Origin of the sequence: Agrobacterium tumefaciens, assembly GCF_031801495.1 — a bacterium.
In the GTDB taxonomy this organism is placed as follows: domain Bacteria; phylum Pseudomonadota; class Alphaproteobacteria; order Rhizobiales; family Rhizobiaceae; genus Agrobacterium; species Agrobacterium tumefaciens_K.
The window spans coordinates 1,004,950-1,030,615 of the sequence record NZ_JAOEGC010000002.1 but is presented as its reverse complement, the minus strand read 5'-3'; the positions used below and the strand labels follow the sequence as shown (position 1 = coordinate 1,030,615).

Annotated in this window: 25 protein-coding genes; 15 read left to right on the top strand and 10 right to left on the bottom strand. The window is 59.0% G+C overall.

Annotated elements, in window-relative coordinates; all coding sequences use genetic code 11:
* The first annotated feature begins 94 nt into the window (after positions 1-94).
* Both N7578_RS14450 and N7578_RS14445 read left to right on the top strand, forming a co-directional pair.
* Positions 95-1,120, top strand: coding sequence for an adenylate/guanylate cyclase domain-containing protein (locus tag N7578_RS14450; protein ID WP_311110996.1), 1,026 nt, complete (start codon positions 95-97; stop codon positions 1,118-1,120).
* 182 nt (positions 1,121-1,302) lie between these two features.
* Positions 1,303-2,661 (top strand): esterase-like activity of phytase family protein, encoded by a 1,359-nt coding sequence (locus tag N7578_RS14445; protein ID WP_311110995.1) that lies wholly within the window; start codon positions 1,303-1,305, stop codon positions 2,659-2,661.
* A 69-nt stretch (positions 2,662-2,730) separates the two neighbouring features.
* Here the strand turns inward: N7578_RS14445 and ppx are convergent, their stop codons facing one another.
* The 4 genes from ppx to N7578_RS14425 all read right to left on the bottom strand — a co-directional run bounded on the left by ppx (position 2,731) and on the right by N7578_RS14425 (position 8,369).
* The gene (gene ppx / locus N7578_RS14440; protein WP_311110994.1) at positions 2,731-4,254 is read right to left on the bottom strand and encodes an exopolyphosphatase; all 1,524 of its coding nucleotides are present in this window, start codon (positions 4,252-4,254) and stop codon (positions 2,731-2,733) included.
* Positions 4,251-6,449: an RNA degradosome polyphosphate kinase gene (locus N7578_RS14435; RefSeq protein ID WP_311110993.1), complete on the bottom strand. Its 2,199-nt coding sequence runs from the start codon at positions 6,447-6,449 to the stop codon at positions 4,251-4,253. The genes ppx and N7578_RS14435 overlap by 4 nt, the downstream gene beginning before the upstream one ends.
* A gap of 63 nt (positions 6,450-6,512) precedes the next feature.
* The gene (gene hdaA, locus N7578_RS14430) at positions 6,513-7,226 is read right to left on the bottom strand and encodes a DnaA regulatory inactivator HdaA (RefSeq protein WP_311110992.1); all 714 of its coding nucleotides are present in this window, start codon (positions 7,224-7,226) and stop codon (positions 6,513-6,515) included.
* A 3-nt stretch (positions 7,227-7,229) separates the two neighbouring features.
* The gene (locus N7578_RS14425) at positions 7,230-8,369 is read right to left on the bottom strand and encodes an AI-2E family transporter (RefSeq protein WP_311110991.1); all 1,140 of its coding nucleotides are present in this window, start codon (positions 8,367-8,369) and stop codon (positions 7,230-7,232) included.
* A gap of 208 nt (positions 8,370-8,577) precedes the next feature.
* Between N7578_RS14425 and N7578_RS14420 the strand changes: the two genes are divergently transcribed.
* From N7578_RS14420 to purN, 3 genes are all read left to right on the top strand, one after another.
* Positions 8,578-9,363 (top strand): class I SAM-dependent methyltransferase, encoded by a 786-nt coding sequence (locus N7578_RS14420; protein ID WP_311110990.1) that lies wholly within the window; start codon positions 8,578-8,580, stop codon positions 9,361-9,363.
* A gap of 114 nt (positions 9,364-9,477) precedes the next feature.
* Complete coding sequence (gene purM / locus N7578_RS14415) at positions 9,478-10,551, top strand: phosphoribosylformylglycinamidine cyclo-ligase (RefSeq protein ID WP_311110989.1); 1,074 nt, start codon at positions 9,478-9,480, stop codon at positions 10,549-10,551.
* Complete coding sequence (gene purN / locus N7578_RS14410; protein WP_311110988.1) at positions 10,548-11,216, top strand: phosphoribosylglycinamide formyltransferase; 669 nt, start codon at positions 10,548-10,550, stop codon at positions 11,214-11,216. Before purM ends, purN begins: the two co-directional genes overlap by 4 nt.
* Before the next feature lie 52 nt (positions 11,217-11,268).
* Here purN and N7578_RS14405 read toward each other — a convergent pair whose 3' ends face one another.
* The 3 genes from N7578_RS14405 to N7578_RS14395 are packed head-to-tail and all read right to left on the bottom strand — an operon-like array spanning position 11,269 to position 14,714.
* Positions 11,269-11,889, bottom strand: coding sequence for an NUDIX domain-containing protein (locus N7578_RS14405; RefSeq protein ID WP_311110987.1), 621 nt, complete (start codon positions 11,887-11,889; stop codon positions 11,269-11,271).
* A 26-nt stretch (positions 11,890-11,915) separates the two neighbouring features.
* Complete coding sequence (locus N7578_RS14400) at positions 11,916-12,512, bottom strand: NUDIX domain-containing protein (protein ID WP_311110986.1); 597 nt, start codon at positions 12,510-12,512, stop codon at positions 11,916-11,918.
* Entirely contained in the window at positions 12,513-14,714 is a 2,202-nt protein-coding gene (locus tag N7578_RS14395) for a molybdopterin oxidoreductase family protein (protein WP_311110985.1), read from the bottom strand. It abuts the gene before it with no gap.
* Between the two features lie 28 nt (positions 14,715-14,742).
* Between N7578_RS14395 and N7578_RS14390 the strand changes: the two genes are divergently transcribed.
* The gene (locus N7578_RS14390; protein WP_311110984.1) at positions 14,743-15,606 is read left to right on the top strand and encodes a 23S rRNA (adenine(2030)-N(6))-methyltransferase RlmJ; all 864 of its coding nucleotides are present in this window, start codon (positions 14,743-14,745) and stop codon (positions 15,604-15,606) included.
* A gap of 4 nt (positions 15,607-15,610) precedes the next feature.
* On the opposite strand, the gene N7578_RS14385 is transcribed toward N7578_RS14390, so the two are convergent.
* The gene (locus N7578_RS14385) at positions 15,611-16,558 is read right to left on the bottom strand and encodes a lysylphosphatidylglycerol synthase domain-containing protein (RefSeq protein ID WP_311110983.1); all 948 of its coding nucleotides are present in this window, start codon (positions 16,556-16,558) and stop codon (positions 15,611-15,613) included.
* Between the two features lie 207 nt (positions 16,559-16,765).
* Here N7578_RS14385 and N7578_RS14380 point away from each other — a divergent pair, with 207 nt between their 5' ends.
* Together N7578_RS14380 and N7578_RS14375 are read left to right on the top strand one after the other, a co-directional pair.
* The gene (locus N7578_RS14380) at positions 16,766-17,524 is read left to right on the top strand and encodes a ribonuclease T2 family protein (protein WP_311110982.1); all 759 of its coding nucleotides are present in this window, start codon (positions 16,766-16,768) and stop codon (positions 17,522-17,524) included.
* A gap of 19 nt (positions 17,525-17,543) precedes the next feature.
* On the top strand, positions 17,544-18,140 hold the full coding sequence (locus N7578_RS14375; protein ID WP_311110981.1) for a glutathione S-transferase: 597 nt from the start codon (positions 17,544-17,546) through the stop codon (positions 18,138-18,140).
* Between the two features lie 89 nt (positions 18,141-18,229).
* Here the strand turns inward: N7578_RS14375 and N7578_RS14370 are convergent, their stop codons facing one another.
* A complete protein-coding gene (locus tag N7578_RS14370; protein WP_311110980.1) occupies positions 18,230-18,886 on the bottom strand; it encodes a porin family protein in 657 nt (218 codons plus the stop codon).
* A 351-nt stretch (positions 18,887-19,237) separates the two neighbouring features.
* Between N7578_RS14370 and N7578_RS14365 the strand changes: the two genes are divergently transcribed.
* The 5 genes from N7578_RS14365 to N7578_RS14345 all read left to right on the top strand — a co-directional run bounded on the left by N7578_RS14365 (position 19,238) and on the right by N7578_RS14345 (position 23,480).
* Positions 19,238-20,026 carry an SDR family oxidoreductase gene (locus N7578_RS14365; protein WP_311110979.1) on the top strand — a complete coding sequence of 263 codons (789 nt, stop codon included), beginning with the start codon at positions 19,238-19,240 and terminating at the stop codon, positions 20,024-20,026.
* Positions 20,023-22,065, top strand: a complete 2,043-nt coding sequence (gene uvrC, locus N7578_RS14360) for an excinuclease ABC subunit UvrC (protein WP_311110978.1) — start codon at positions 20,023-20,025, stop codon at positions 22,063-22,065. The genes N7578_RS14365 and uvrC overlap by 4 nt, the downstream gene beginning before the upstream one ends.
* A gap of 101 nt (positions 22,066-22,166) precedes the next feature.
* The gene (gene pgsA / locus N7578_RS14355; protein ID WP_311110977.1) at positions 22,167-22,754 is read left to right on the top strand and encodes a CDP-diacylglycerol--glycerol-3-phosphate 3-phosphatidyltransferase; all 588 of its coding nucleotides are present in this window, start codon (positions 22,167-22,169) and stop codon (positions 22,752-22,754) included.
* Positions 22,754-23,008: a molybdopterin converting factor subunit 1 gene (gene moaD / locus N7578_RS14350; RefSeq protein WP_311110976.1), complete on the top strand. Its 255-nt coding sequence runs from the start codon at positions 22,754-22,756 to the stop codon at positions 23,006-23,008. Before pgsA ends, moaD begins: the two co-directional genes overlap by 1 nt.
* A gap of 4 nt (positions 23,009-23,012) precedes the next feature.
* A complete protein-coding gene (locus N7578_RS14345) occupies positions 23,013-23,480 on the top strand; it encodes a molybdenum cofactor biosynthesis protein MoaE (RefSeq protein ID WP_311110975.1) in 468 nt (155 codons plus the stop codon).
* Between the two features lie 4 nt (positions 23,481-23,484).
* Here the strand turns inward: N7578_RS14345 and N7578_RS14340 are convergent, their stop codons facing one another.
* The gene (locus N7578_RS14340; protein WP_311110974.1) at positions 23,485-24,381 is read right to left on the bottom strand and encodes a branched-chain amino acid ABC transporter permease; all 897 of its coding nucleotides are present in this window, start codon (positions 24,379-24,381) and stop codon (positions 23,485-23,487) included.
* A 62-nt stretch (positions 24,382-24,443) separates the two neighbouring features.
* Here N7578_RS14340 and N7578_RS14335 point away from each other — a divergent pair, with 62 nt between their 5' ends.
* Together N7578_RS14335 and N7578_RS14330 are read left to right on the top strand one after the other, a co-directional pair.
* The gene (locus N7578_RS14335) at positions 24,444-24,995 is read left to right on the top strand and encodes a CGNR zinc finger domain-containing protein (protein ID WP_311110973.1); all 552 of its coding nucleotides are present in this window, start codon (positions 24,444-24,446) and stop codon (positions 24,993-24,995) included.
* On the top strand, positions 24,992-25,495 hold the full coding sequence (locus N7578_RS14330) for a hypothetical protein (RefSeq protein WP_311110972.1): 504 nt from the start codon (positions 24,992-24,994) through the stop codon (positions 25,493-25,495). The genes N7578_RS14335 and N7578_RS14330 overlap by 4 nt, the downstream gene beginning before the upstream one ends.
* The last annotated feature ends 171 nt before the right edge of the window (positions 25,496-25,666 follow it).

Here is a 25,666-nt window from a genome sequence, read left to right as displayed (position 1 = left end):
GCGCTTTTTCCACACTAATGTCGCATATCAGCGGAAAGAGGTTTCGCTGGGCGGGCCCGGCGATTCTTTTCCTATCGCAAGATCAAGAAACCTTATGAGAAAACTGCTTCCAATTCTGGATTACGTGGTGCTGTTCGTTGCCGTCGCCGGCAGCGGCGTGGTCTACGCGTTCCTTGAATATGGCGGCGGCGCTTTCATCGGCGCAACCTACGCGCTGTTTGCCTGTGCGCCGATACTTGCGTTCGAACGCGGCTATATCATGCCTGGCCTTTCCCGACGCGTCAGCGCCCTGCCGACGCCTATGTATATCGCCGCCGGTTTTCTCATCTACGCGGTTCTGGTGTTCTGCGGCTTCGGGCTTGGCGGCACGATCCTTTGGGCCAGCGGCATCTTTCCAGGCACCTGGCGACGGGCGGTCCATGCCGAGTTTCAGACACTCGTCTTCACGCTCATCGTCTGCGGCATCATCGTTTTCATCATGCGCGTGCGCGAGCTTCTCGGCCGGGACATCTTCACCGACCTTATCCTCGGGCGCTACAGACGCCCCGTCAGCGAAGACCGCGTGTTCCTGTTTATCGATCTTGTCGGATCCACGTCCTTCGCCGAAACCCACGGCGACCTGAAAGCCCAGGAATTTCTGGGAGAACTCTTCGCGACCTACGCGGCGCCTGTGCGAAAGTCCGGCGGCATCATCGACGACTATATCGGCGACGCGGCCATCATAACGTGGCCATATCATCTCGCGGTGCGGCGCGCCGCCTGCATAAACTGTGTCTTCGATATCCTGAACGCCGTCGAGGAGAAGCGTAATCTCTGGCTCGACCGTTTCGGTGAAGTCCCACGGCTGCGGTTCGCCATCCACGGCGGTCCCGTCATCACGGCCGAAATCGGCGTCGATCACCACAAGATCACCTATTTCGGCGATACGGTGAACACGACGGCGCGTCTCGAATCGCTCAGCAAGATGCTCGGGCATCCTATCCTGATCTCCTCCGATCTCGCCCACCAGATCGTGCTGCCGAAAGGCGTGCGCAGCGAATATCTGGGAGAGCATGCCGTGAAGGGACGTGGCCAGACGCTGGGCGTATGTACGCTCACCAAACATCGAACCGCAGCCTAGACATTCGCCTTCAGGTTTTCGACGTGAACGCGACCCAGGCCGTACCCGGAACGTAGAACCGCGGCGAAGTTTTACCGGACGCGCGACAAATTCATCAAAGCTTCAACGACAGATCACCTGACTGTCATATGGCCCCTTTATCGGATCGATCCGTCTTCAACCGGTATCGGGGGTTCTATACCATGAAACATATTCTCGTCGCCTCATGCGCCGTTCTTGCGCTTTCGACCTCGGCCTTCGCCGCCGAAAAGGAATTTCCGGCAAAGCTCGTGTCGCATGCGATCCTGCCTGCCAAAACGATCATTGCCGCTCCGGCAGACGCACCAGAGCACCTGAAGACATCCGCGAAATTCACCACGTCCGACCGCAAGCGCGCCGAAGGACTGGAAACCATACCGGGTCAGGACGGCGTGCGTCCGACCGGGATTTCCATGCCGTTCAACGGCCAGCCGATGCAGGGTTTTTCCGGCATCAAGACCATGGAAGACGGCACGTTCTGGAGCCTTTCCGACAACGGCTTCGGCTCGAAAACCACGTCCAGCGACGCGATGCTGATGCTTCATCACATCAAGTTCGATTGGGATCAGGGCAAGGTGAACCCGCTCGAAACCGTATTCCTGTCCGACCCTGACAAGAAAGCTCCCTTCCCCATCGTCATGGAAGGCTCCGACAAGCGCTATCTGACCGGCGCGGACTTCGACGTTGAATCCATTCAGCCTGTTGCAGACGGATTCTGGGTTGCCGAAGAATTCGGCCCCTACGTGCTAAAATTCAGCCGCGACGGAAAGCTGACCGACGTCATTGCCACCAAGGCTGGCGATATCGATGTCAAATCGCCGGATCACCCCACTCTGACCTTGCCGGGCAATCCGACGCAGAAACTACCGGGGTTCAATCTGAAGCGCTCCGGCGGGTTCGAAGGCCTGGCCATGTCCACGGACGGCACCAAGCTCTACGGCATGCTGGAAGGCCCGCTCTACAATACCGACGGTCAGGTAGAGAAGACCGAGGACGGCGCGACGGCTCTGCGGATCATCGAACTGGATGTCGCGTCGAAGAAATGGACCGGCCGCACATGGCTCTATCCACTGGCGGAAGGCGGCGAGGCCATCGGCGACTTCAACATGCTGGATGCCACGACCGCCCTCGTCATCGAACGCGACAACGGCGTAGGCACCACCGATAAGGCGTGCGCCGATCCAAAGAAGCCCGAAGTGACGTGCTTTGCCGTGCCATCGAAGGTCAAGCGCATCTACAAGATCGAGTTCACCGACGCCAATGTCGGCAAGGCCGCACGCAAGATCGGCTACATCGATCTTTTGAAGATCGCAGACCCGGACAACAAGAAGCGTCAGGGCGGCGGCGAAGGCTTCTACGACATGCCTTTCCTCACCATCGAGAACGTCGATCGCGTCGATGCAACGCACATCGTCGTTGGCAACGACAACAACCTGCCCTTCTCGGCAGGCCGCGCACTCGACAAGGCGGACGATAACGAATTCGTCCTGCTCGACGTCAAGGATCTGCTCGAGGCGAAATAAGTAAAAAACCGGCGCCGGAACATCCGGCGCCGGTTTTTCCAATCTCAGCAGCAGTAACCGCCAGCACGTTTATTCGAAGACGAAGGCCAACCGTTTGCCTGTCAGTCTGGCCAGCTGTTGCAGACGACCATCGAGGCGTTCACCGGCGAAATCGCAATAGTCATGCGGCACCACGAATTCCAGATCGAGATCGGGATTGTCCGATTTGCGGAATTTCAGATGATCGACCACGCCCGGCATCGAGGCGGAGAACAGATAGACAACCCGTAACAGCCCGCCCAGAAGCTTTGCCAGCTCCAGAAAGCGGTCACCGGCGATGCTTGCAAGCGGCTGCGTCGTTCCGTTGTCGTTCAGCCCCTCGAACCGGTAGTAGTTGGCAAGTGCGATATAGGCACGCCCCGGATGGGTGATGGCCACGAATGACGAGTGGGCAATGATGTTGAGCGCCTGCAGCCCACGATAATCGGGATGAGCGCGCCAGCTGATGTCGGCCAAAAGGCAGGCTGCCTGCCGGTAGCGGCTTTCCTCTTCCGTTTCCTCGATACCGAAGACCGGGAATGTGCGACCGCTCCAGTCCGCCAGTTCGCGCGCATGTTCGGGCGAACGTGCGCGCAGGATCGCCAGTTCGTCAGCGGTCACAAGCAAGGGGTCTGCATCGCGGTCCGTTTCAGAGAGCAGCGAATAGAGATACCCCTCACGCACGCCCTGGGCAGAAAAGGCAATCTTTGCAGGTTTCATGGCCTTGAGAACTTCGCGCATGGCAATCGCCCCGAACGGCAGCAGCGTACGGCGGTTCTTGGACACCGCCTGCCAGGCAGGATCCTTGCTGTCGCGGGAGGTAACGACCTCGTCGAGAAAACGCAGCATCTCATCCAGAGGCAGTTCGTAACCCTGCATCATGTGCAGCGGATAGCCGGTAATCTCCATGTGCAGCTTGGCGATGTTTCGCCAGGTGCCGCCGACGGCGTAAAAGGTCCGCCCCTCGCCCGCCGCCAGAAGTTTCGCCGAAGACTTGACGTGTTTTCTGGCGATGGTTGCCGCCTTCTCCAGCGATCCGCCCGATTGCTCGGACAGACGCAGCCCGCCAAGCGGCAGGGTAATGCCCTGACCGCAGGTCTTGCCCTTGATGTCGATCAGCTCGAGAGAACCGCCGCCGAGGTCGCCAGCGATGCCATCCGGATCGTGGAAACCGCTGATGACGCCATAGGCCGAATAAAGCGCTTCCTTCTCGCCGGATAGAACCTCGATTTCACAGCCGAGGATCGCTTCGGCTTCACGGATGAAGTCGGGGCCGTTTTCCGCCTCACGCGCCGCAGCCGTTGCCAGAACATAAAGCTGCTGTGCCTGTGCCTGCTCGGAAAGCATGTGGAAACGACGCAGGGCCAGGAGCGCGCGGCTGACGCCTTCCTCGTGCATACGCCCCGTCAGGGCCAGGCCTTTACCAAGGCCGCACAGAACCTTTTCGTTGAAAAGGACCGCCGGGGCGCGCGAAAGACCTTCATATACGACGAGACGAACGGAGTTCGATCCGATATCTATGACGGAAACGGGGGCAAGGCCGGTCAGCCGCCCCTGTGCTTCTGATCGTGTCATTCAGCCTGTTTCTTGCGGGACGAAATCAACCCGGCTATCAGTTTGGGCGCACTGGATTTCAGGGCTTCACCACGTCCGGAAAGGCTGGGATTGGTCATGAAATAGTGCTGCGCGTTGAACGGTTCCTCGCCCTTGCGCACCTCGATGCGCCTTGACGTTCCGTCCGCAAGTATCTCGTAGCTCTGCTGATTGTCAATCAGATTGCCCAGCATAATCTGTGAAAGCACCTGCTCATGTACGGTGGGGTTGGTCAACGGCACCAGTGTCTCGACGCGCCGGTCGAGGTTACGCGGCATCATGTCGGCGGAGCCGATATAGACCAGCGCCTTGTCCGACGGCAGGCCGTAACCATTGCCGAAGCAGAAGATGCGGCTGTGTTCGAGGAAGCGCCCGACAATCGATTTCACGCGGATATTTTCCGACAGCCCCTTTACCTGTGGACGCAGGCAGCAGATGCCGCGCACCACGAGATCGACTTCGACGCCCGCCTCGCTTGCACGATACAGCGCATCGATGATTTCCGGATCCACGAGCGAGTTCATCTTCATCCAGATTGCCGCCGGTGCGCCGCTCTTGGCGTGCTCGATTTCCTCGTTGATATGCTTGAGGATGCGCGGCCGCAGCGTATAGGGCGATACGGCCAGCTTCATGCCCTCTTCCGGCTCACCGTAGCCGGTAATGAAGTTGAAGATGTTCGCCATGTCATGGGCGATCTTCGGATTGCAGGTGAAGAAGGAAAGGTCGGTGTAGATCTTCGCGGTTATCGGGTGGTAGTTGCCGGTACCAAGGTGGCAATAGGTTCTGAGCTTGCCATCCTCTCGGCGCACGACCATGGACATCTTGGCGTGGGTCTTGAGTTCAATGAAGCCGAAGACGACCTGCACGCCTGCACGCTCAAGGTCGCGCGCCCAGCGGATGTTGGCCTCCTCATCGAAACGGGCCTTCAGCTCCACCAGCGCCGTCACCGACTTGCCGGCGTCCGCAGCATCGATCAGGGCGCGCACGATGGGGCTATCGTTGGAGGTACGATACAGCGTCTGCTTGATGGCGAGGACGTTGGGATCGCGTGCAGCCTGATGCAGGAACTGCGCAACCACGTCGAAGCTTTCATAAGGATGGTGAACCACCATGTCCTTTTCTCGGATCGCGGCAAGGCAATCGCCTGCATGTTCGCGCACACGCTCGGGGAAACGGGCGTTGTAAGGCGCAAACTTCAAATCGTCGCGGGGGGCCTTGACGATTTCGGAGATGGTGTTGAGGGCCAGAAGGCCCGGCAGAACGGCAACGCGATTATCCGGCACGCCCAACTCATGTACCACGAACTGACGCAGGGACTGCGGCATTTCGCTGTCGGTTTCAATGCGGATAACCGAACCGCGGCGACGACGCTTCAGCGCGCTCTCGAAAAAGCGAACAAGATCTTCCGCCTCTTCTTCCACTTCGATATCGCTGTCGCGAATGATGCGGAAGGTACCAAATCCCCTGACCGTATATCCCGGATAGAGGCGATGAATGAACAGGCCGACGACATCTTCCAGCGTAATGTAACGGATGGCGTTCCTGTCGTCCGGCAGGCGGATGAAGCGATCGAGTGCGGGCGGCAAACGCAAGAGAGCCGTCATCGGCTCGCGGCCATTCACGCTATCGAGCTGCAGACCCATCGAGAAGCCGAGATTGGGTATGAACGGGAACGGGTGCGCCGGGTCGATCGAAAGCGGCGTCAGAACCGGGAAGATGCGTTCCTCGAACTCGTTCTCCAGCCACGCGCGGTCCTCATCGGAAAGCGCCGCCGGACGCACGATGAAGATCTCCTCCTTGGCGAGATATTGCTGCAGAACCGCTAGAGAGGCCTGCTGCTCCATCTGCAGGTTGTCGATTTCCTTCAGGATGTCTTCGAGCTGCTCGCCCGGGGTCTTGCCATCCGGGGTGCGGATGGTAATCGACTGGCGCACCTGACCTTCGAGGCCAGCCACGCGAACCATGAAGAACTCATCGAGGTTCGCCGCCGAAATCGACAGAAAGCGCAACCGCTCCAGCAGCGGGTGATCGGTGTTCAGCGTTTCCTCGAGAACACGGCGGTTGAACTGCAGCCAGGAAAATTCGCGGTTGATGAACCGTGCCGGGCTATCCCAAAGGTCTTCGCCCTCATTCAGCGTCTGCATCGTGTCCAATCTTTCCTGCCCTGCCGCGTCCATGCGCTTCCCATCTCCTGATTATGTTGCTGCCCGTATAACAGTTTGACGACGGAACTGTGACAGTTATTCGACGTCCACTCCTCCGCCAAGGGCATTCAGAACTTCTGCGACGAGTGGCCGCGTGATGCGCGTGGCGCGTGAGAGGGCCAGCCGGTCGATCCTGTCGACGATCGTTTGCGCCGTATCGAGCGAGCGCTCCATGCGGTTGACGATATAGCCGATGAGCCTGTCGTCCATATAAAGCTGGCGGTCGGCAAACAGCTTTATCAACACCTGGCCCAACAACGCCTCGTCCGGCTCACCTATCTCCACCACGGTCGCAGCCTTGAGGCGCGAACGCAGATCCGGCAGCGATACCGGCCAGGCAGCAGGCCACAGGCGGCTCGTCATCAAAAGCGCAGTGCCGTGCTGGCGAACGCTGTTGATGACGTGGAAAAGCTCGGTATCGTCGAACACGCGGCGGTCAGCATCCTCGAAGAGAACCGGCCCTGACTGCGCCAGACGCGCGACATCCGCGCCAGCCTTCGGATGAATTTCCTGGGCGCCGCTGATCTCTTTCCAGATGTTCGCCAGATGCGATTTCCCGGACCCCGGCGGTCCGGCGAGGACCACCACGGGCGACGGCCAGTTGGGCCACTCATCGACAAGGCTGACGGCTGCTTCCACCGGAGCAGACACGAGAAGGTCATCCCGCCCGAGGGCAGTCTGGTGCGAGAATACGAGCGGAAGCTGCTCGGCGTTCGGCCGGGCAGTGTCGGTCTTGAATGGGTCAGTCATCGGTTAACTCTGAGAATCGCTCTTTTCCTGGGGCGTTTCCTGCTCCTGCCAGGGAAAGTTTGCACCATGCCCGTGGTAAAGATCGCTCTGAAGATATCGCGACAGTGCGAAACGGACAAGCACGCCGACAGCGGCTGCGGCCGGAACTGCCACCAGAAGCCCTACAAAGCCGAAAAGCGCGCCGAAAGCAAACAGGGCGAACATCAGCCAGACGGGGTGAAGGCCGACGCTGCCGCCGACGAGTTTCGGCTGGAGGATGTTGCCTTCGATGAACTGGCCGGAGAAAAACACCGCCAGCGTCAGGACGACGTAGATATAATCGGGCCAGAACTGAACGAGCGCCACCCCCACTGCGAGGATAAGCCCGACCATCGAGCCCACATAGGGAATGAAGCTGATAAGGCCGGAGAACAGACCGATCAGCAGCCCGAAATTGAGGCCGACCAGCGACAGGCCAACGGCATAATAAACGCCCAGAATGAGGCAGAGCGACCCTTGTCCGCGCACGAAACCGGCAATGGTCTTGTCCATGTCACGGGCAATCTGACGCACCGTATGAACGCTGTCGCGCGGTATCCAGCTGTCAACCTTGTCGATCATCCGGTCCCAGTCGAGAAGCAGATAGAAGGCAACGACCGGCGTGACCACAAGCAGCGAGACTACATCGATCAGCGATTTGCCGGAGTTCCAGATCTGCGTCAGCAAGGTTCCAATGAAACCCGCGCCTTCGGCCAGAAGTTTGGAGAAGTTCTCTTTTACCGCATTGATCTGGCTGCTGACCCAATCCGGAAGGAGGTTGGTATCGGCGCCTGCGATCAGTTGCTGCAGGGACGAGATATACTGCGGGATACGGGTGATGAACTCCGAAGCCTGCGCAACGATCACGGGAATGATGATGATGAGCGAAAGAGTAAACAGGAGAACAAAGGTGACGAGGATGACGACCGTCGCCATCATCCTGTTCAGGCCGCGACGCTCAAGCCAGTCGGCAACCGGATCGAGAAAATAGGCAAGTGCCATGCCCGCCACGAAGGGCAACAGGATGGAGCTGAAAACCGTCAGGAACACGATAAAGAGAATGAGCGCGCCGACCCAGAAGAAAACCTGCCGGCGAAGATTCGTACCGCTTACATGTTGCTGCATCCACTCACCCTTTGCCGCTCTGTCATCATCCGCCCCGATGCAGATAGGATGCACTTGCGCGAATGGTCAAGACCGGGCGCGGTAACGACTACTCTCCTCCACGACTGCGGATAAACCGGAGGTTGACCACCATCCAAGATTAGATGAGTATCAATTATACGTTGACCGCCTTCAGAGATCGTTTTTATTGGGGGAAACAATGCAAGGCATGCGTGAAACCAGTATGGCGGAGCATAATGCCGAGCTTTTCGATCACGCCGACGTGGCGGCATGGTATGACAACCAGGAACTTTACCCCGCCGAGCGTATCATCCTCGAACAATTCCGCCACGCCTACGCCGATAAACGGCTGCTCGATCTTGGCGTGGGGACCGGCAGGACGACAAAACCCCTTCTGCCCCTTGTCAGCGATTATGTGGGTATCGACCGCTCCCATCAGATGCTGGGACTTGCTCGACGCAATTTCCCCGCCGCCACCTTCATGGACATGGATGTGCGCGCCATCGGCGAATTCGGACCAGCGCGGTTCGACTGCGTGCTGGGCGCACTGGCCATTCTCAGCGCCTTCGACCATGTCGACCGGCTGGCAATCATTCATGCGGCACGGGACATCCTGGCGCCTGGCGGCTATTTCATCTTTTCGTTTCACAACCGCAACTGGAAGCGTTCAGGCGGCATGCCGCTGCATTCACGCTCCTGGCATCCGCGTGAGGTGGTGAATTCCTTCCACCCGAAAAGCTGGCTCAACTACCTGCGCCTGCAACAGCAGACGCGCAAGACGGACGAATACGCCATCCTCGTCGATCAAGCGCATCGCTGGAGCGGGCTGTTCTATTTCATCGACCTTGCGAACCAGACCCGCCAGCTGGAAGCGGCCGGTTTCGAGATCGTCGCACGATACGGAGAAGACGGGCGGCCGATCAGCGAGAATTCGGATACATCGCGCGATGGCCTGCTCAATCTCGTTTGCCGCGTCGCCTCAAGTCCAAGCTGACGCCGCGAGAGGCCCAAACCCGTTAAAAACGGGAGCTTTTGCCACTCTTACCCTTGCATATGCCTCCATCCCATGCGAATGGCGACGCCAACGGAACCAGCGGAGACGAGAGCCATGAGCCAGTCGGGCAAGAACGGTCTTACCTATAGTGATGCAGGTGTGGATATCGACGCCGGCAACCTGATGGTCGAGAAGATCAAACCGGCGGTGCGTTCGACGCGACGTCCCGGCGCGGACGGCGAAATCGGCGGCTTCGGCGGCCTGTTCGACCTCAAGGCAGCAGGCTTTACCGATCCGGTTCTGGTTGCCGCCAATGACGGCGTCGGCACCAAGCTCAAGATCGCCATCGATGCGGATTATCACGATACGGTCGGCATCGACCTCGTTGCCATGTGCGTGAACGATCTGGTCGTACAGGGCGCAGAACCGCTTTTCTTCCTCGATTATTTCGCAACAGGCAAGCTGGACCCGGATCAGGGCGCGGCCATCGTTTCTGGCATTGCGGCTGGTTGCCGCGAATCCGGCTGCGCACTGATCGGCGGAGAAACCGCTGAAATGCCCGGCATGTATTCGGATGGCGACTACGACCTCGCGGGCTTCGCCGTTGGCGCTGCGGAGCGCGGTCAGCTTCTTCCGGCTGGCGACATTGCCGAAGGCGACATCATTCTCGGTCTTTCCTCTTCCGGCGTCCACTCCAACGGCTTTTCGCTGGTTCGCAAGATCGTGTCGCTGTCCGGCCTGGGCTGGGATGCACCTGCGCCTTTCGCCGATGGCAAGAAGCTGGGCGAAGCGTTGCTCACCCCGACACGCATCTATGTGAAGCCACTCCTGAAGGCGATCCGCGAAACGGGTGCCCTGAAGGCTCTCGCGCACATCACCGGCGGCGGCTTCCCGGAAAACATTCCGCGCGTGCTGCCGAAGCACCTCGCTGCCGAAATCGACCTTGCCTCGATCAAGGTTCCGACTGTCTTTTCGTGGCTGGCCAAGACGGGCGGCGTCGAAGCCACCGAAATGCTGCGCACCTTCAACTGCGGCGTCGGCATGATCGTCGTCGTTTCGGCAGAAAATGCGCAGAAGGTCACTGACGTGCTGACCGCCGAGGGTGAAACAGTACTCCCGCTCGGCCGCATGGTCGCCCGCGCTGAAGACGCTCACGGCACGATCTACAAGGGCACGCTTGGCCTATGAGCAGCCCTGCCTCTTCGTTCACTCGCAGCAAAGTCGTCGTCTTCATTTCCGGCGGCGGCTCCAACATGATTTCGCTTGCGAAGGCATGTCAGGACGAAGAGTTTCCAGCGGAAATTGCCTGCGTCATCTCCGACAAGGCCTCTGCCGGCGGACTTGCCAAAGCACAGGCACTCGGCATTCCGACCCTTGCTTTCGAACGGAAGAACTATGCCAGCAAGGCGGAACACGAAGCGGCCATTCTCGCCGCTCTCGGTGAGATCGCGCCCGATATTATCTGCCTCGCCGGTTACATGCGGCTGATTTCCGGTGACTTCATCAAACCGTATGAAGGCCGGATCATCAATATCCACCCGTCCCTGCTGCCGCTTTTCCCCGGCCTGCACACCCATCAGCGCGCCATCGACAGCGGCATGAAGGTTTCCGGCTGCACCGTGCATTTCGTGACCGAAGGCATGGACGAAGGCCCGGTGATCGGCCAGGCGGTCGTCCCGGTTCTGGCCGACGATACCGCCGACACGCTGGCGGCACGCGTTCTGACCGTCGAGCATCAGCTCTATCCGCTTGCGCTCAAGCTGCTTGCGCAAGGCAAGGTACGCATGCAAAATGGCCGGGCGATCAGAGACGGCGGCAATGCGGATCCCACCGCCCAAGTTATCTCGGCATAACGCAGAACTTCATTAAAACCGAATGAGCGGCTTAACGGCGCGGCTGCGACGCTTACCGCAACGTTTGCCTGTTCAGCATCGCCCATTGCAGCAGAATGATGGTCTTGGAATCGGTGATTTCGCCGGAAGCGATCATCGCGAAAGCATCATCGAGCGTGTACGTCAGGATCTCGATATCCTCACCTTCATGGTCCAGGCCACCGCCCTCGCCCGCCTTCATGTCGAGATCGACATGGGCAAAAAACAGGCTTACCTTTTCCGTCAGCGTGCCGGGGCTGGCATACATGTCGAAAAGATATTGCACCTTTTCAACCGCATAACCGGATTCCTCCATCGCCTCACGGCGGACCGCCTCGGCGGCATCATCGTCGTCGAGAAGGCCTGCGGGAACCTCGAGCATGAAAGACGGATCGCCGTTGACGAACGCGGCCGGGCGGAACTGGCGCACCATGACAACGCTGTCGCGCACGGAATCGTAAAGCAGGATGGCCGCGGCCTTGCCATGGTCATGCACTTCGCGATCAATGCGGATAATCCGTCCATCCGGCATGCGCTGATCGAAGACAAGCGTCTGAAGATGAACGAAGCGCTTCCACACCGTTGTCTTTTCGACCAGCCGGACACGATCTTCATCGCTGTTGACGGCAGGTGAACCGATAACTGAACCGTGCATTCGAAACTCCGCTCGCAATCAAAAAGTCAGATGGTGAGCGAGGCCCGATTGAGCGCAGCCCATTGCAGCAGCATGATGGTCTTGCCGTCGCAGATATCGCCGTTTTCTATCATCTTCATGGCATCGGCGAGCGGAATTTCCACAACCTCGATATCCTCGCCCTCATGCGCGGCCCCGCCGCCCTCTTCCGCCTGATCGGAACTGTCGATGACGGCGGCAAAGAAATGCACGATCTCCGTCACCGATCCCGGCGACATGAAGGACTTGAACAGAAAGCGGACATCTTTCAGGAGATAGCCGGTTTCCTCCATGACTTCGCGGCGAATGGCCTCAGCGGGATTTTCACCATCCAGAAGGCCCGCAGGCGTTTCCAGAAGCCAGCCATGATAGCCGTTAACATAGGTCGGCATGCGAAACTGCCTCACCAGCACCACCGTATCGCGGCGCGGATCGTAAAGCAGGATCGTCGCACCATTGCCGCGATCATAGGCCTCGCGCTTGTGGACCTTCGTCTCGCCCTTGGAATCGGTATAGCGATAGGTGATGTTGCGCAGGTGATACCAGTTGTCCGAAAGGGTTTCTTCCTTCAGGATCTCGATCTTCACATTCTCGAATTTCGACATTCAGCAGTCTTTCCGCAGCCAGACCTTGTTGTCATGGAAGGCCGCACCGCCGTAAGGGGCAACGGCATCGGCACCGGTCAGCACGTTGATACCCTCACCGTCCAGATGCGCCTTGTTGGGCCATAGCCCTTCGGCAATCACCACACCGGCCCGCGCGCCCTCGACGATCTTCGCATGGAGGCGAACCTCGCCCCGCCCGTTGCCGATCCGCACGACATCGCCCTCGGCGATATCGAGACGGGCGGCATCGTCAGGACAGATCATAAGCTCCGGTCGACCTTCTTTCTGTACGGACGTCTTGGTTTCCGCGAAGGTGGAATTCAGGAAGTTGCGGGCAGGCGACGTCGCCAACCTGAAGGGATGGTTTTCATCGGCGGTTTCGATGACGTTCACCTGATCGGGAAATTTCGGGAACTCCCCAATCGGCCCCATGACGCCAATGCTTGCCGGGGGTTTGTCTGGTGCCGGGCCGTTGACCCAATCCGGGCTGAAGCGGAATTTGCCATCGTCATGGCCGAAACCTTCCAGATAGTGCGCGACCTCGAAAGACGGCTGCGCATCGATCCACTTTTCTTCCTCGAGCGTTTCGAAATTGCCCCAGCCGCTCGCCTGTAGAATGCGGTCGACATGTTCGCGCGCAGACAGGCCGAAGCCCGGCATGTGATCAACGCCGAGACGCTTTGCCAGTTCTTCGATGACGAAGAGATTGGTGCGTACGGTTTCCGGCGGATCGACCAGCTTCGGGCCGAGCAAAATGTGGTTCTGGCCACCGGCACGATAGAGGTCGTCATGTTCAAGGAACATGGTGGCGGGCAGGACGATATCGGCAAGTTCAGCCGTCTCGGTCATGAACTGCTCATGCACGGCCACGAAGAGATCGTCGCGCAGGAAGCCCTGCTTCACCAGCCGCTGCTCCGGCGTGACGTTGACGGGATTGGTGTTCTGGATGAGAAGCGCTGTCACCGGACCACGATGGCGTAGCGCGTCCGCGTCACCCGTCAGGATGCGGCCGATCTGCGACTGGTCAAGCTGGCGCACGTCAGGATCGGCATAGGCAGTGCCCATCAGTTCCGCCTTGTTCAGCCGGAAGATCGCGCCGTTGTTATGGAATGCGCCGCCGCCTTCATATTGCCAGGAACCGAGAACAGTGGAGATGGACAGCGCGGCATGCATGGCGATAGCGCCGTTGCGTTGGCGGGCGAAACCATAACCGAGGCGGAAGAAGGTCTTTTTCGTCGTGCCGACGAGGCGTGCGAAATCCTCGATCTGCTCGACGGACAGACCGGTGATCTCGGATGCCCATTGCGGTGTTTTGGTTTTCAGGTGGCTTTCCAGCCCAGCCGGATCGTCAGCGAATTTCGCCATATAGGCCCGATCGGCATAACCGTCGCGGAAGGCGATGTGCATCACGGCGCAGGCAAGTGCGGCATCCGTGCCCGGCCTGACGACGAGCTTCATGTCCGCCTGCTTCATTGTCGGGTTGTCGTAGATGTCGACCACTACGATCTTCGCACCGCGTTCCTTGCGGGCCTTCACCGCGTGCGTCATGACGTTGACCTGCGTGGCGACCGCATTGGTCCCCCAGATCACCACCACATCGGCTTTGGCCATTTCACGCGGATCCGGGCCACGCAGCGCCCCGGTACCCATCACATAACCGGTCCAGGCCATGTTGGTGCAGATCGTGCCGAAGAAGCCGGAATATTTCTTGGCGTGGCGTAAGCGCTCGATCGAGTCGCGCTGTACCTGCCCCATGGTTCCGGCGTAGAAATAAGGCCAAACCGCCTCGGCACCATGCTTCGCTTCCGCCTTGATGAAGGCGTCAGCGATCTCGTCGAGCGCCGCTTCCCAGGAAATCTCCTGCCAGTCTCCAGCACCCTTCGCGCCTTTACGGCGCTTCGGGGTCAAAAGGCGGCCCGGATGATAGATGCGCTCGGAATAGCGCGCCACCTTGGCGCAGATCACACCGGCGGTATAGGTGTTGGCATTGGCGCCGCGCACGCGGCCTATCCGGCCGTCGGCATTGATATCGACCTCCAGCGCGCAGGCGCTCGGACAGTCATGGGGACAGACCGTATGGCCGACGCGTGTAGCATCTGCCTGGGTTTTGGCGGAAATCGGGGTCGCAACGTTCATATCTTTTGTATATTGCAACAACGGAGCAGCCAAAAGGCCGAAGTGGCGCTTATCAAGAATATTCATCCTTACCATCGGCAAGCGAGACACGTCCATGAACTACCGCCATATCTATCACGCCGGCAATTTCGCGGACGTCCTCAAGCACGCCGTGCTGGCGCGGCTGGTGCGCTACCTGCAGAACAAGGATAAGGCATTCCGCGTGCTCGACACGCATGCAGGCATCGGTCTTTATGACCTTTCCAGCGAGGAAGCGCAGAAGACCGGTGAGTGGCAGACGGGTATCGGCAAGCTGATGGAAGCAAATCTGCCAGCTGCGGTTGCCGAACTGCTGGAGCCATACCTGACCGCCGTGAAGGAGCTGAACCCGGAAGGCGGCATCCAGTATTATCCCGGCTCTCCCAAGCTGGCGCGCATGTTGTTTCGTCCGCAGGACCGGCTGTCAGCGATGGAACTGCATCCGGACGATTGCCGCGCCCTCTCGCGTCTCTTCGAAGGCGATTATCAGGCGCGTGTGACCGAACTGGATGGCTGGCTGTCGCTCGGCGCACATCTGCCGCCGAAGGAAAAGCGCGGCCTCATTCTCGTCGATCCGCCGTTCGAACTCGAAAATGAATATCAGCGTCTGGCCGATGGCCTGAACAAGGCTTACAAGCGTTTTTCCACCGGCACCTATTGCCTGTGGTATCCGTTGAAAAAAGGCGCACCGATCCGCGATTTCCACGAGCGGCTGCAATCCTTCGACATTCCGAAAATGCTGTGCGCCGAGCTGTCCGTCAGAAGCGACCGGCTGGACGGCCTCAGCGGCTCCGGCCTCATCATCGTCAACCCGCCCTACACTTTGAAGGACGAACTGCACACCCTGCTCCCGGTTCTCAAGACCATCATGGCGCAGGACCGTTACGCTTCTCACCGTGCGTTCTGGTTGCGCGGTGAGGAAAAGTCGGACGAGACATGAAGGGCTATTTAAGCCCTTCTTCCCTTTGTGCGGCAGCAAGCTGCGAGCGTTCGAAAAACAGGATGACGAACAGCCCCAGCACGAACGGGACGATGAGGTAGAAAAGCCGGAAGACCAAGAGCGCCGCGATGACATCGGCCGGGTTCATGTCAGGCAGACCGGTCACGAACACCAGCTCCAGCACACCCAGCCCTCCGGGCGCATGGGAAATCAGCGCGGCCGAGAAGGATATCAGGAAAATCCCGAGGATGATCATATATCCGGGGTTTCCAGCCTCCGGCAGCGCGAAATAGATGATGCCAGCAGCGCCGATCAACTCGATCGGACCAATGACAAGCTGCTGCGCCACCAGTTTCGGGGCCGGATACGGAAGGAAGAAGGAGCCGATCCTCAGCGGCTTGAGCTTCAGCAGACTGCCGAGCACATAAAGCCCGACGACGAGAAGCAGCAGGGCGCCTGTGGTGGTCGATGCCTCCACCGGCAGAATTCCCGTGAAACGCTCGGTGATATCCGGCTCGTACAGCAACACTAGACCGATGAGCATGATCGTGCCGATGGCGAAGGTGAATGAGCAAAGCGCGACAAGTACGCCAACTTCACCGACCGTCAGGCCTTTTGAAGTGTAAGCCCTGTAACGGACTACAGCCCCCGAAAAGACCGACGCCCCGACATTGTGAGACAATGCGTAGGTGGTGAACGACGTCAATGTGATGAACAGCCAGTTCACCTTGCGGCCCAGATGCTGGAGAGCAATACGGTCATAGCCGGCAAGGGCGGCATAGGCGACCAGCGTTGCCAACCCCGAACAAATCCAGTCACGGGCGCGGATCGCCGTCAGGCTATCCCACAGATCGTCAAGCGAGAGGCCACGCAATTCGTGATACAGCAACCAGGCGGAAAAACCGATCGTCGCAAGGCCCACGACAGGCCAGATATACTTCTTCAATTTCATGCGGCCATGCCCGCCAAATTCCTCCAGTTTCCCCATTTATTCATCGTTTTTTGGGAGATTCGTTTGACCTTATTCGTTATGGCCGATGGCTTTCAACCTTTTCATCGGCGATTGGCGGTTTGCCTCGTTCACAACTTGATGTAAGACCGGGACATCACGCGCCACAGACCCAAACGGCCACCATATCTCCGGAGAACGTGCCATAAAATGAAGCGTTATGCCGGTTTCATAGCTCTTGGATTGCTATCGCTTGCAGCACTCTGGCTGACGCGGGAAAATCAGCCTGGTCACGAGCCACAGTCTCCTTCGCCGGCAACAGAAACGAGCACTGTGCGCCCGGACACGCCCAGAAAACCGCAACGCTCCGACGATGTAAAGACATCCTTGCCGACCGGGACGGGTTTCGATTTTTACGTGCTGTCTCTGTCATGGTCGCCCGCTTTCTGCGCCGGAGCGGATGCTTCGAGCAACAGGCAGCAATGCGGCACCGGCAAGCGCTATGGCTTTGTCGTGCACGGCCTGTGGCCTCAGAATGAAAGCGGCTATCCCGAGTTCTGCAAAAGCAGCGAGCCGGACCGCGTACCCGATGCCCTCGGCCGCACGATGTTCGACATCATGCCGTCGATGGGCCTGATCGGCCATCAGTGGCGCAAGCACGGCTCCTGTTCGGGTCTTTCGCAAAAGGAATATTTCGCCGCGACACGAAACGCCTTCGAAGCCGTGGCGCTGCCAGCCACCATCGCCTCGGGTACGCGCGCCACCAGCCTGTCTGCCGATGCCATCGAAACCGCCTTCACCGAAGCCAATCCCGGCATGTCCAGGCGCGGCGTCTCGATAAGTTGCGACGGGCAGCGCTTCGAGGAAGTCCGCATATGCCTGAGCAAGGACATGACCTTTCGCGAATGCCCCGAACTGGACCGCAGGGGCTGCCGCGCCAACACGACCGAAATCATTCCGATCCGCTAACCCACATCAGGACCCGATCATGGAACTGCTTTATTCGCCCGCCTCCCCCTACTCCGCCAAAGCTCGCATGGCCGCACGGCATCTCGGCATCGAACTTACCGCCGTGCGCGTCGACACCAACGCCGAACCCGCAACGCTGATGGACAACAATCCGCTCGGCAAGATCCCGGTTCTGCTGCTCGACAACGGCGGCTCCGTTTATGACAGCGTCGCCATCATGCATTACCTCGACCGGCTTTCGGGCGGCAAGCTATACCCCAAGAAGCATGAAAAGCGCACCGATGCCGAAGTGCTGGAAGCACTGTGCGACGGCATCATGGACTGCCTGCTGGCCATCGTCTACGAGCGCCGTTTCCGCCCGGAAGAAAAAATCCATCAGCCTTGGATCGACAAGCAGTGGAAGAAGGTCGTCAAGGGCCTCGACCATCTGAACGCCAACCTGCCCAAGACGGGCAAGAAGCTGCATGGCGGTCATTTCGCGCTGGCGGCAATGATCAGCTATCTCGACCTGCGTTTCGCCGGTGAATGGGCAGAAGGCCGCGAGGCACTGGCCGCATGGCCGGAAAAATTCGCCAAGCGTTTCGAGGCCTACAACGAGATCAAGGCCGCGGCCTGATCTGCTTCACGCTTCAAACGATCCGATACCAGAATACAAAAAAGCCGGGGCGCAAACCCCGGCTTTTCCAATGGATGATCCTGGAAGGATCAGAACTTGACGCCGATACCGGCCTTGACCGAGTGGTCGTCGTAACCGCGCGAGAATGCGCCGGAGTCCAGACCGTAGTCCTTCTTCTGGTAGTCGCTGTAGCGGTATTCGAGACGAGCGGTGATGTTGTCCGTAACCATGGCTTCAACACCGGCACCGACCGTATAACCGAGAGCGGTTGCGCTGTCCTCGGACGTTGTATCACGAACCTTGTTGTCCGATGCTGCCAGACCGGCCGTACCGTAAACCAGGAACGGGTTCATGTCGTAACCGACGCGGGCACGGATAGAGCCGTTTACACCCTGCTTGCCTTCAACGGCGTTGCCGTTGACCACACCGGCAGAGCCACGCTCGTCGCCGAGGTTGACGTCAGCTTCGGCACCGTAAACGATCTGGCCGTTCTGCCAGTTGTAACCGCCGTACAGACCGCCGCCAGCGCCCTTGGCGTCACGTCCGTCGTTGCTGGAGCTGAAACGGCCCCAATCGTAGTTGACCGTACCACCGAGGTAAGCGCCGGACCAATCCTTGACCGGTGCGGGCTGGTCGTAAGAGACCGGCGCCTGCGGCACTTCATTTACGGCGTCCGCAGCATGAGCGGCAGAAAAGGCCGCTGCGGCCATGGTCGAAGCCATCAGGGTTGCTACGAAAATACGCATGCTATTCTCCTTTCAAGACCGCGCTGCACTCAAAAACATCGGTTTTTCAGACACGGCATAATTCCTCGGGTTAATCGCCCCTCTGGAAATTGAATTTGATAGGAGAATGCGGAAATCACAGAGCCAAAATGTGAATTGTTTGGGGCAGTGACGTGACTAGAATTTGACGTTGCCTAACTGCAACAAATATTTTATTAAGGATAATGGAGATTTAATTTTCAGTATATCCAAATTAAACTTGATTATATTTTAATTAAACTTTGAATATATCAAAAATAAAATTCCACATTTTTCCTTGGTCATTCAGGAAAATCTTGCGGTTTGCATCTATATCAACCAAATAGGACGAGTGTGAGCAAATGCAGGTTGAATGTGATCGAGAATATACCAAAGACCGTCTTGATAACCGGGGCCGCACGCAGGCTGGGGCGAGCAATAACCGAAGACCTTGCAGCGCAAGGCTTTGCCGTTGCCATCCACGCCAACACCTCCATGGCGCAGGCAGAGGAATTCGCTAACGAAATAAGGCAGAAAGGCGGCAAGGCCGTTGCCCTCCAGGCGGACCTGACAGAATCTTCTGCGACGGCCGACCTCGTGGCAAAGGCGCAATCCGCGCTCGGACCGATCGGTGTGCTTGTCAATAATGCTTCTGTCTTCCGCCACGACGCGGCCGAAAAGCCCGATGCGGCCGCTTTCGACGCGCATTTTGCCGTTCATGTCCGCGCTCCGTCCGTTCTGGCCGCAGCACTGGTCAGCCAGTTGCCTGCCGAAAATTCCGGACTGATCGTCAATATCGTCGATCAGCGAGTTCTGTCGCCCAATCCGCGCTTTTACTCCTACACTCTCTCCAAATCGGCGCTGTGGATGGCGACGCAGACGATGGCGCAGAGTTTTGCACCGCGTGTGCGTGTCAACGCAATCGGCCCCGGCCCCTCCTTCAAAAGCGAAAGACAGCGACCGGAGGACTTTCAGGCACAGATTGACGGCCTTATATTAAAGAGAGGTCCGGCACCGGAAGAATTCGGGCGGACGATTCGCTTTCTTTTTGACACGCCGTCGATCACCGGACAAATGATCGCGCTCGACGGCGGCCAGCACCTGAGCTGGGAAACCCCGGACGTGGCGGAGATACCTGAATGAACGGAAAGAAGCTGCCGGATGGCGGTGTTCTCTTCGATGAAACCGATGATGAAGACGATGACGCCAGCATTGCCGCGCCTGACGCAGGCCAGACCGGCGACACACAGGGCATCGACTGGACCGCGGGCTGGAAAAACGAATCCGGCCTGACGGGCATGGACCTGATCGGCGAATTCGTCAAACACCTGCCGAACGCGCCGGGTGTCTATCGCATGTTCAACGAAGCGGGCGACGTGCTTTACGTCGGCAAGGCGCGTTCGCTGAAGAAGCGTGTCGGCAACTACGCACAAGGCCGGTTCCACTCCAACCGTATTGGCCAGATGGTGCGCTTGACGGTGCATATGGAATTCGTCACCACCCGGACGGAAACCGAAGCGCTGCTGCTGGAAGCCAATCTCATCAAGCGCCTGCGGCCTCGCTTCAACGTGCTTTTGCGCGACGACAAGTCGTTCCCCTATATTCTCATCACAGCCGACAGCCGCGCACCGGCGATCTTCAAGCACCGTGGCGCCCGCGCCCGCAAGGGCGATTATTTCGGCCCTTTCGCTTCGGCAAGCGCGGTGGGCCGCACGATCAATTCGCTGCAACGCGCCTTCCTGATCCGCACCTGTACCGACAGCGTGTTCGAAACGCGCACCCGCCCCTGTCTTCTCTACCAGATCAAGCGCTGTTCCGGCCCCTGCACGCATGAAATCAGCGATGCGGGGTATGATGAACTGGTACAAGAGGCCAAGGACTTCCTTTCCGGCAAGAGCCAGAGCGTGAAGACGGCCATTGCGCGGCAGATGAACGAGGCTGCGGAAGATCTGGATTTCGAGCGTGCCGCCGTTTACCGCGACCGTCTGGCAGCGCTCAGCCACGTCCAGAGCCATCAGGGCATCAACCCCGCCGGTATAGAAGAGGCGGATGTGTTCGCAATCCACCATGAAGGCGGCATTTCCTGCATTCAGGTGTTCTTTTTCCGCACCGGGCAGAACTGGGGCAACCGCGCGTATTTCCCGAAGGCCGATCCATCGCTGTCGGGTGCGGAAATCCTCAATGCCTTTCTGGCGCAGTTCTACGACGACAAACCCGTGCCGCGGCAGATCCTGCTTTCCGAAACCGTCGAGGAGCAGGAGCTGCTGGCTGCCGCGCTCGGCGAAAAAGCCGGTCACAAGGTCACGATCGCCGTGCCGCAGCGTGGCGAAAAGAAAGACATAACCGACCACGTTCTTGCCAATGCCCGCGAGGCGCATGGCCGCAAGCTGGCGGAAACATCCTCACAGGGGCGGCTGCTGAAGGGCTTCGCAGAAACCTTCGGTCTTCCCTATGTGCCGCGCCGCATCGAGATTTACGACAACTCCCACATCATGGGCACCAACGCCGTGGGCGGCATGGTCGTGGCCGGGCCGGAAGGCTTCGTGAAGAACCAGTACCGCAAGTTCAACATCAAATCGACCGACATCACGCCAGGCGACGACTTCGGCATGATGCGTGAAGTGATGACGCGACGCTTTTCGCGCCTTCTCACAGAGGAAGGCAAACCCGACCGCACCCAGACACCGACACAGGACGAGCTTGCCGACGCGCCATTCCCGACATGGCCGGACGTGATACTGATCGACGGTGGCCAGGGCCAGATGACGGCGGTGCGCGCCATTCTCGACGAGCTGGATATCCGCGACAGCGTGATCGCCATCGGCGTGGCCAAGGGGGTGGACCGCGATGCCGGACGCGAGCGTTTCTTTGCCGACGGGCGCAGCGATTTCTCCCTGCCCCCTCGCGACCCGGTTCTCTATTTCATACAGCGTATGCGCGACGAGGCGCATCGCTTCGCAATCGGCTCGCACCGAGCACGGCGCAAGAAGGAAATGGTCAAGAACCCGCTGGACGAGATTTCGGGGATCGGTCCCGGGCGCAAGCGAGCATTGCTTCAGCACTTCGGCACGGCAAAGGCGGTGTCACGCGCCGGCCTCAACGATCTGATGACTGTTACCGGCATTTCCGAGACGGTGGCGAAGCAAATCTACAATCACTTTCACGAAAGCAGTGGTGACTGACGTGACCGTGAGGAACTGACTGCTAAAAAACCACAATCAGATGTTGACCCTGCTGCTTCGGGGCGGCATCTAAGGTCAGACATTCGATTGACAGGGTTCCCATGGCTTCGCGCGCATACAGCATTCCCAACCTCCTGACCTACGGCCGCATTCTCGCGGTTCCGGTCATCGTTTTGTGCTTCTTCATCGAAGGAAAGCTGGAGAGTTCGGACTTCGCCCGCTGGACCGCGCTGTGGCTGTTTATCATCGCTTCGCTGACGGACTTCCTGGACGGTTATCTGGCGCGGATCTGGAACCAGACCTCGAATATCGGCCGCATGCTGGACCCGATCGCCGACAAGTTGCTGGTCGCATCCGTGCTTCTGCTGATGGCTGCCGACGGCACCATCGCGGGCTGGTCGCTGTGGGCCGCCATCACCATTCTCTGCCGCGAAATTCTGGTATCTGGCCTTCGCGAATATCTGGCGGCGCTGAAGGTCAGCGTTCCCGTCACCCGCATCGCTAAATGGAAGACGACGATCCAGATGGTCGCCATCGCCTTCCTTCTGGCAGGTCCGGCGGGCGACAAGGTTCTGCCCTACACGACCGAAATGGGCATCACGCTTCTGTGGCTCGCAGCGGCGCTGACCATCTACACAGGTTACGACTACTTCAAGGCAGGCCTCAAGCATATCGTGGACGCAGACTGATGACCCGGATCGTCTATTTCGCCTGGATTCGTGAAAAGATCGGCACAGCCGAAGAAGACATCGATATTCCCACATCCGTGACGACGGCTGGCGAACTCATCGCCTACCTGACAACGCTCGGCGAGAACTACGAAGCCGCCTTCGAGTTTCCCGATGTGATCCGCGTCGCGGTCAATCAGGAACATGTCGAGCATGACGAGGCGATCACCGGAGCGCGCGAGATCGGCATCTTCCCGCCCATGACGGGGGGCTGAGGCGATGACGCAAGCCGTCACACCGACCATTCGCGTTCAGGCGGGCGATTTCGACGCCGCCGAGGAAACGCGCAGGCTGACGGCGAGCGACAGGAGCGTTGGCGCGGTGGTGGCATTCACCGGGCTTTGCCGCGATGACGGCGGCACGCTGGCGGCACTCGAGCTTGAGCATTATCCCGGCATGGCCGAAGCGGAAATGAACCGCGTTGCCGAGCTTGCCATCAAGCGTTTCGGACTTCTCGGACTGACTGCCATCCATCGCTATGGTAAAATCGCTGCGGGCGACAACATCGTGCTCGTGATTGCCGCTTCCTCCCATCGCCAGGCAGCATTCGATGGCGCCAATTTCGTGATGGACTATCTGAAGACGTCCGCGCCGTTCTGGAAAAAGGAACATGGCAAGGATGGGATCGCTGGCGACTGGGTAGCGGCGAAGGATGCCGACGATGCCGCACGGGATAAATGGCGGTAAGGTTTCAGGGCGCGTCACGCGCACTGCGCAGAACGATCAGCCATGAAACGAGCATTGCAAGTACCGCAGCGTCACGCCACATCACCGGCCCGTAGCCGGCCCAAATCGTTTCCACCACACCGATAGCGGCAGCGCCGAGCGCGCAGACAAGCGGGCTGGTGTAGCCACCGGCTGCTGAAATCAGCACGATCTTCAGGCCGAAGACCAGCCCCGCACCAAAATCCATCGTGCCGTAATAAAAGGTCGCCATCACGCCCGCGACAGAGGCAAACAGTCCAGCGGCGCAGTATGACAGCAGGAACACCCTGCCCGCATTGACCCCACAGAGCGATGCGGCAAGCGGATCGTCGGACACTGCCTTCCACCGCCGTCCGAAGGACGAGCGTGCGAGGTATAACACTCCGAGCACGACAAGCAGGCAGAAGATGGCGGTATTCACCATCTGCATCGGCGTCAGCGTGACGGTAAACTCCCCGTCCCGCCAGAACGGCACCGGCTGCGACAGCAGGGGCGGCAGCCAGAGCTGGCGGGTTCCGGCGGCAAGCCGCGCGCTTTCGGAAAGTGCTATCAACGCGCCAACCGAAGCCACCGTGACTGCGTTGGCGGAGGTGGTCGCCAGCGGTCGCATCACGGCTCGCCCGAGAAATGTTGCCGCCCATAGGCCGCCAAACAGCCCCATACCTGCGCCCAGAGCAAGCGTTGCTGGCATGACAAGCCACAGCTGGTTCCAGCCGAAATCGGCAAACAACAGGCATGTCTGACCGGCAAACGCAAAGACCGCGCCGTAGGTCACATCGGCTCTTTTTGTGACGGAAAAGGCGATCGCATAGCCGAAGGCCAGCATCGCATAGAGCGAGGCGACCGGCACGGCGTTCAGAAGCTGCTGCAGGAAATAGGCCACGGCAGCCCTCCTCTTTCGATATTATAACTACTAAAAGCGATTTTAACAGTTATAATATCGAGATGAGTTTTCGCTGGACCCCGCATCGTTTTGCTGGTGGCGCGTTGGCGCTGGACGTCGCCAACAGCGTCATCCTGCGTTTTGACGCCTCGAAATCGGTGGATCGCTTCGCGGTGCCAGAGCAAATCGAGAGTTTCGCCGATGCTGTGAGTGCGTTCTGTGCCGAGCGAGACAGGTTTTCGGCATTGTTGGCACCCGATGCTTCGAGCCGGCAGGTGCTTCTCGATCTCAGGGAGGCAATCGACGGTTATTTCCGTGCAGCTGTCTTTGAAGGAAGAAGTGACGATCAAAAACTGGCCGATCTGCTTTTTGCCTGCGGCGCGACGCTACGAACATTCCCGCACGCCGCAAGCCTAGCCAACGCAACGGCGCATTCCGCCCTATCGCTGATCGCGTCGCCGGATCGGGAGCGTCTGCGGATCTGCGGCAATTGCGGCTGGCTTTTCATCGACCGAAGCAAGAATCGCAGCCGGATCTGGTGTGACATGGCCGTCTGCGGCAACCGTCAGAAAGCGGCCAGACATTACCGGCGCAAAAAGGAGGCGGCATCATGAGGTCCGCTGCGACTGTCATCCTTGCAATGCTTTCGCTCACTGCCTGCCAACGGGAAGAGCAGCGCGAAATTGTCACCGTGTCGGGCCGCATGTTCGTATTCAACTATAGGGTGGCCACGGCGACCTATCTGGTGACGCTTCGGCCGACAGCACCCATCAGGGATGGCAGCAGCGTTGAGGCAGACTTCGAAAACCCGCGCGGTGGGGATGCCATTTCCATTACCGAGCCGCTCTTCCCCAATAATCCGAAGATCGTTCTGCAAAGCCCACCGGTGGAGTGCATCAGGGAAGGTCGTCCCTACGCGGTGAAGATCCGCCTGAAAGCGCCTGACGGGCATGTGATTCAGACCATAGAGACAAGCATCACCTCCGACACGGACCAATCGCTGCTGCCCGCAAAGCCTCTGGTGGTCGGGCCGCTATACACGCCCAACCCGGAGGTTTTCCGGAAAGATGGTACAACCGATATGCGGCCGGTGCAGGATTGCCCTGTTTTCTGAAGTCGCATCACCGGCACACCAAGCAAAGATGTAATACGCTCATTCCTGTGGTTGTCGCAGGAATGAGGCCAGACAAGACGCTCTCATCGTCACCGCAAACAAAAACGGAGCCTTTCGGCTCCGTTCCTTTAGTCATTTCAGTCTCTTGAGTTGAATCCCTGATGGATCGAT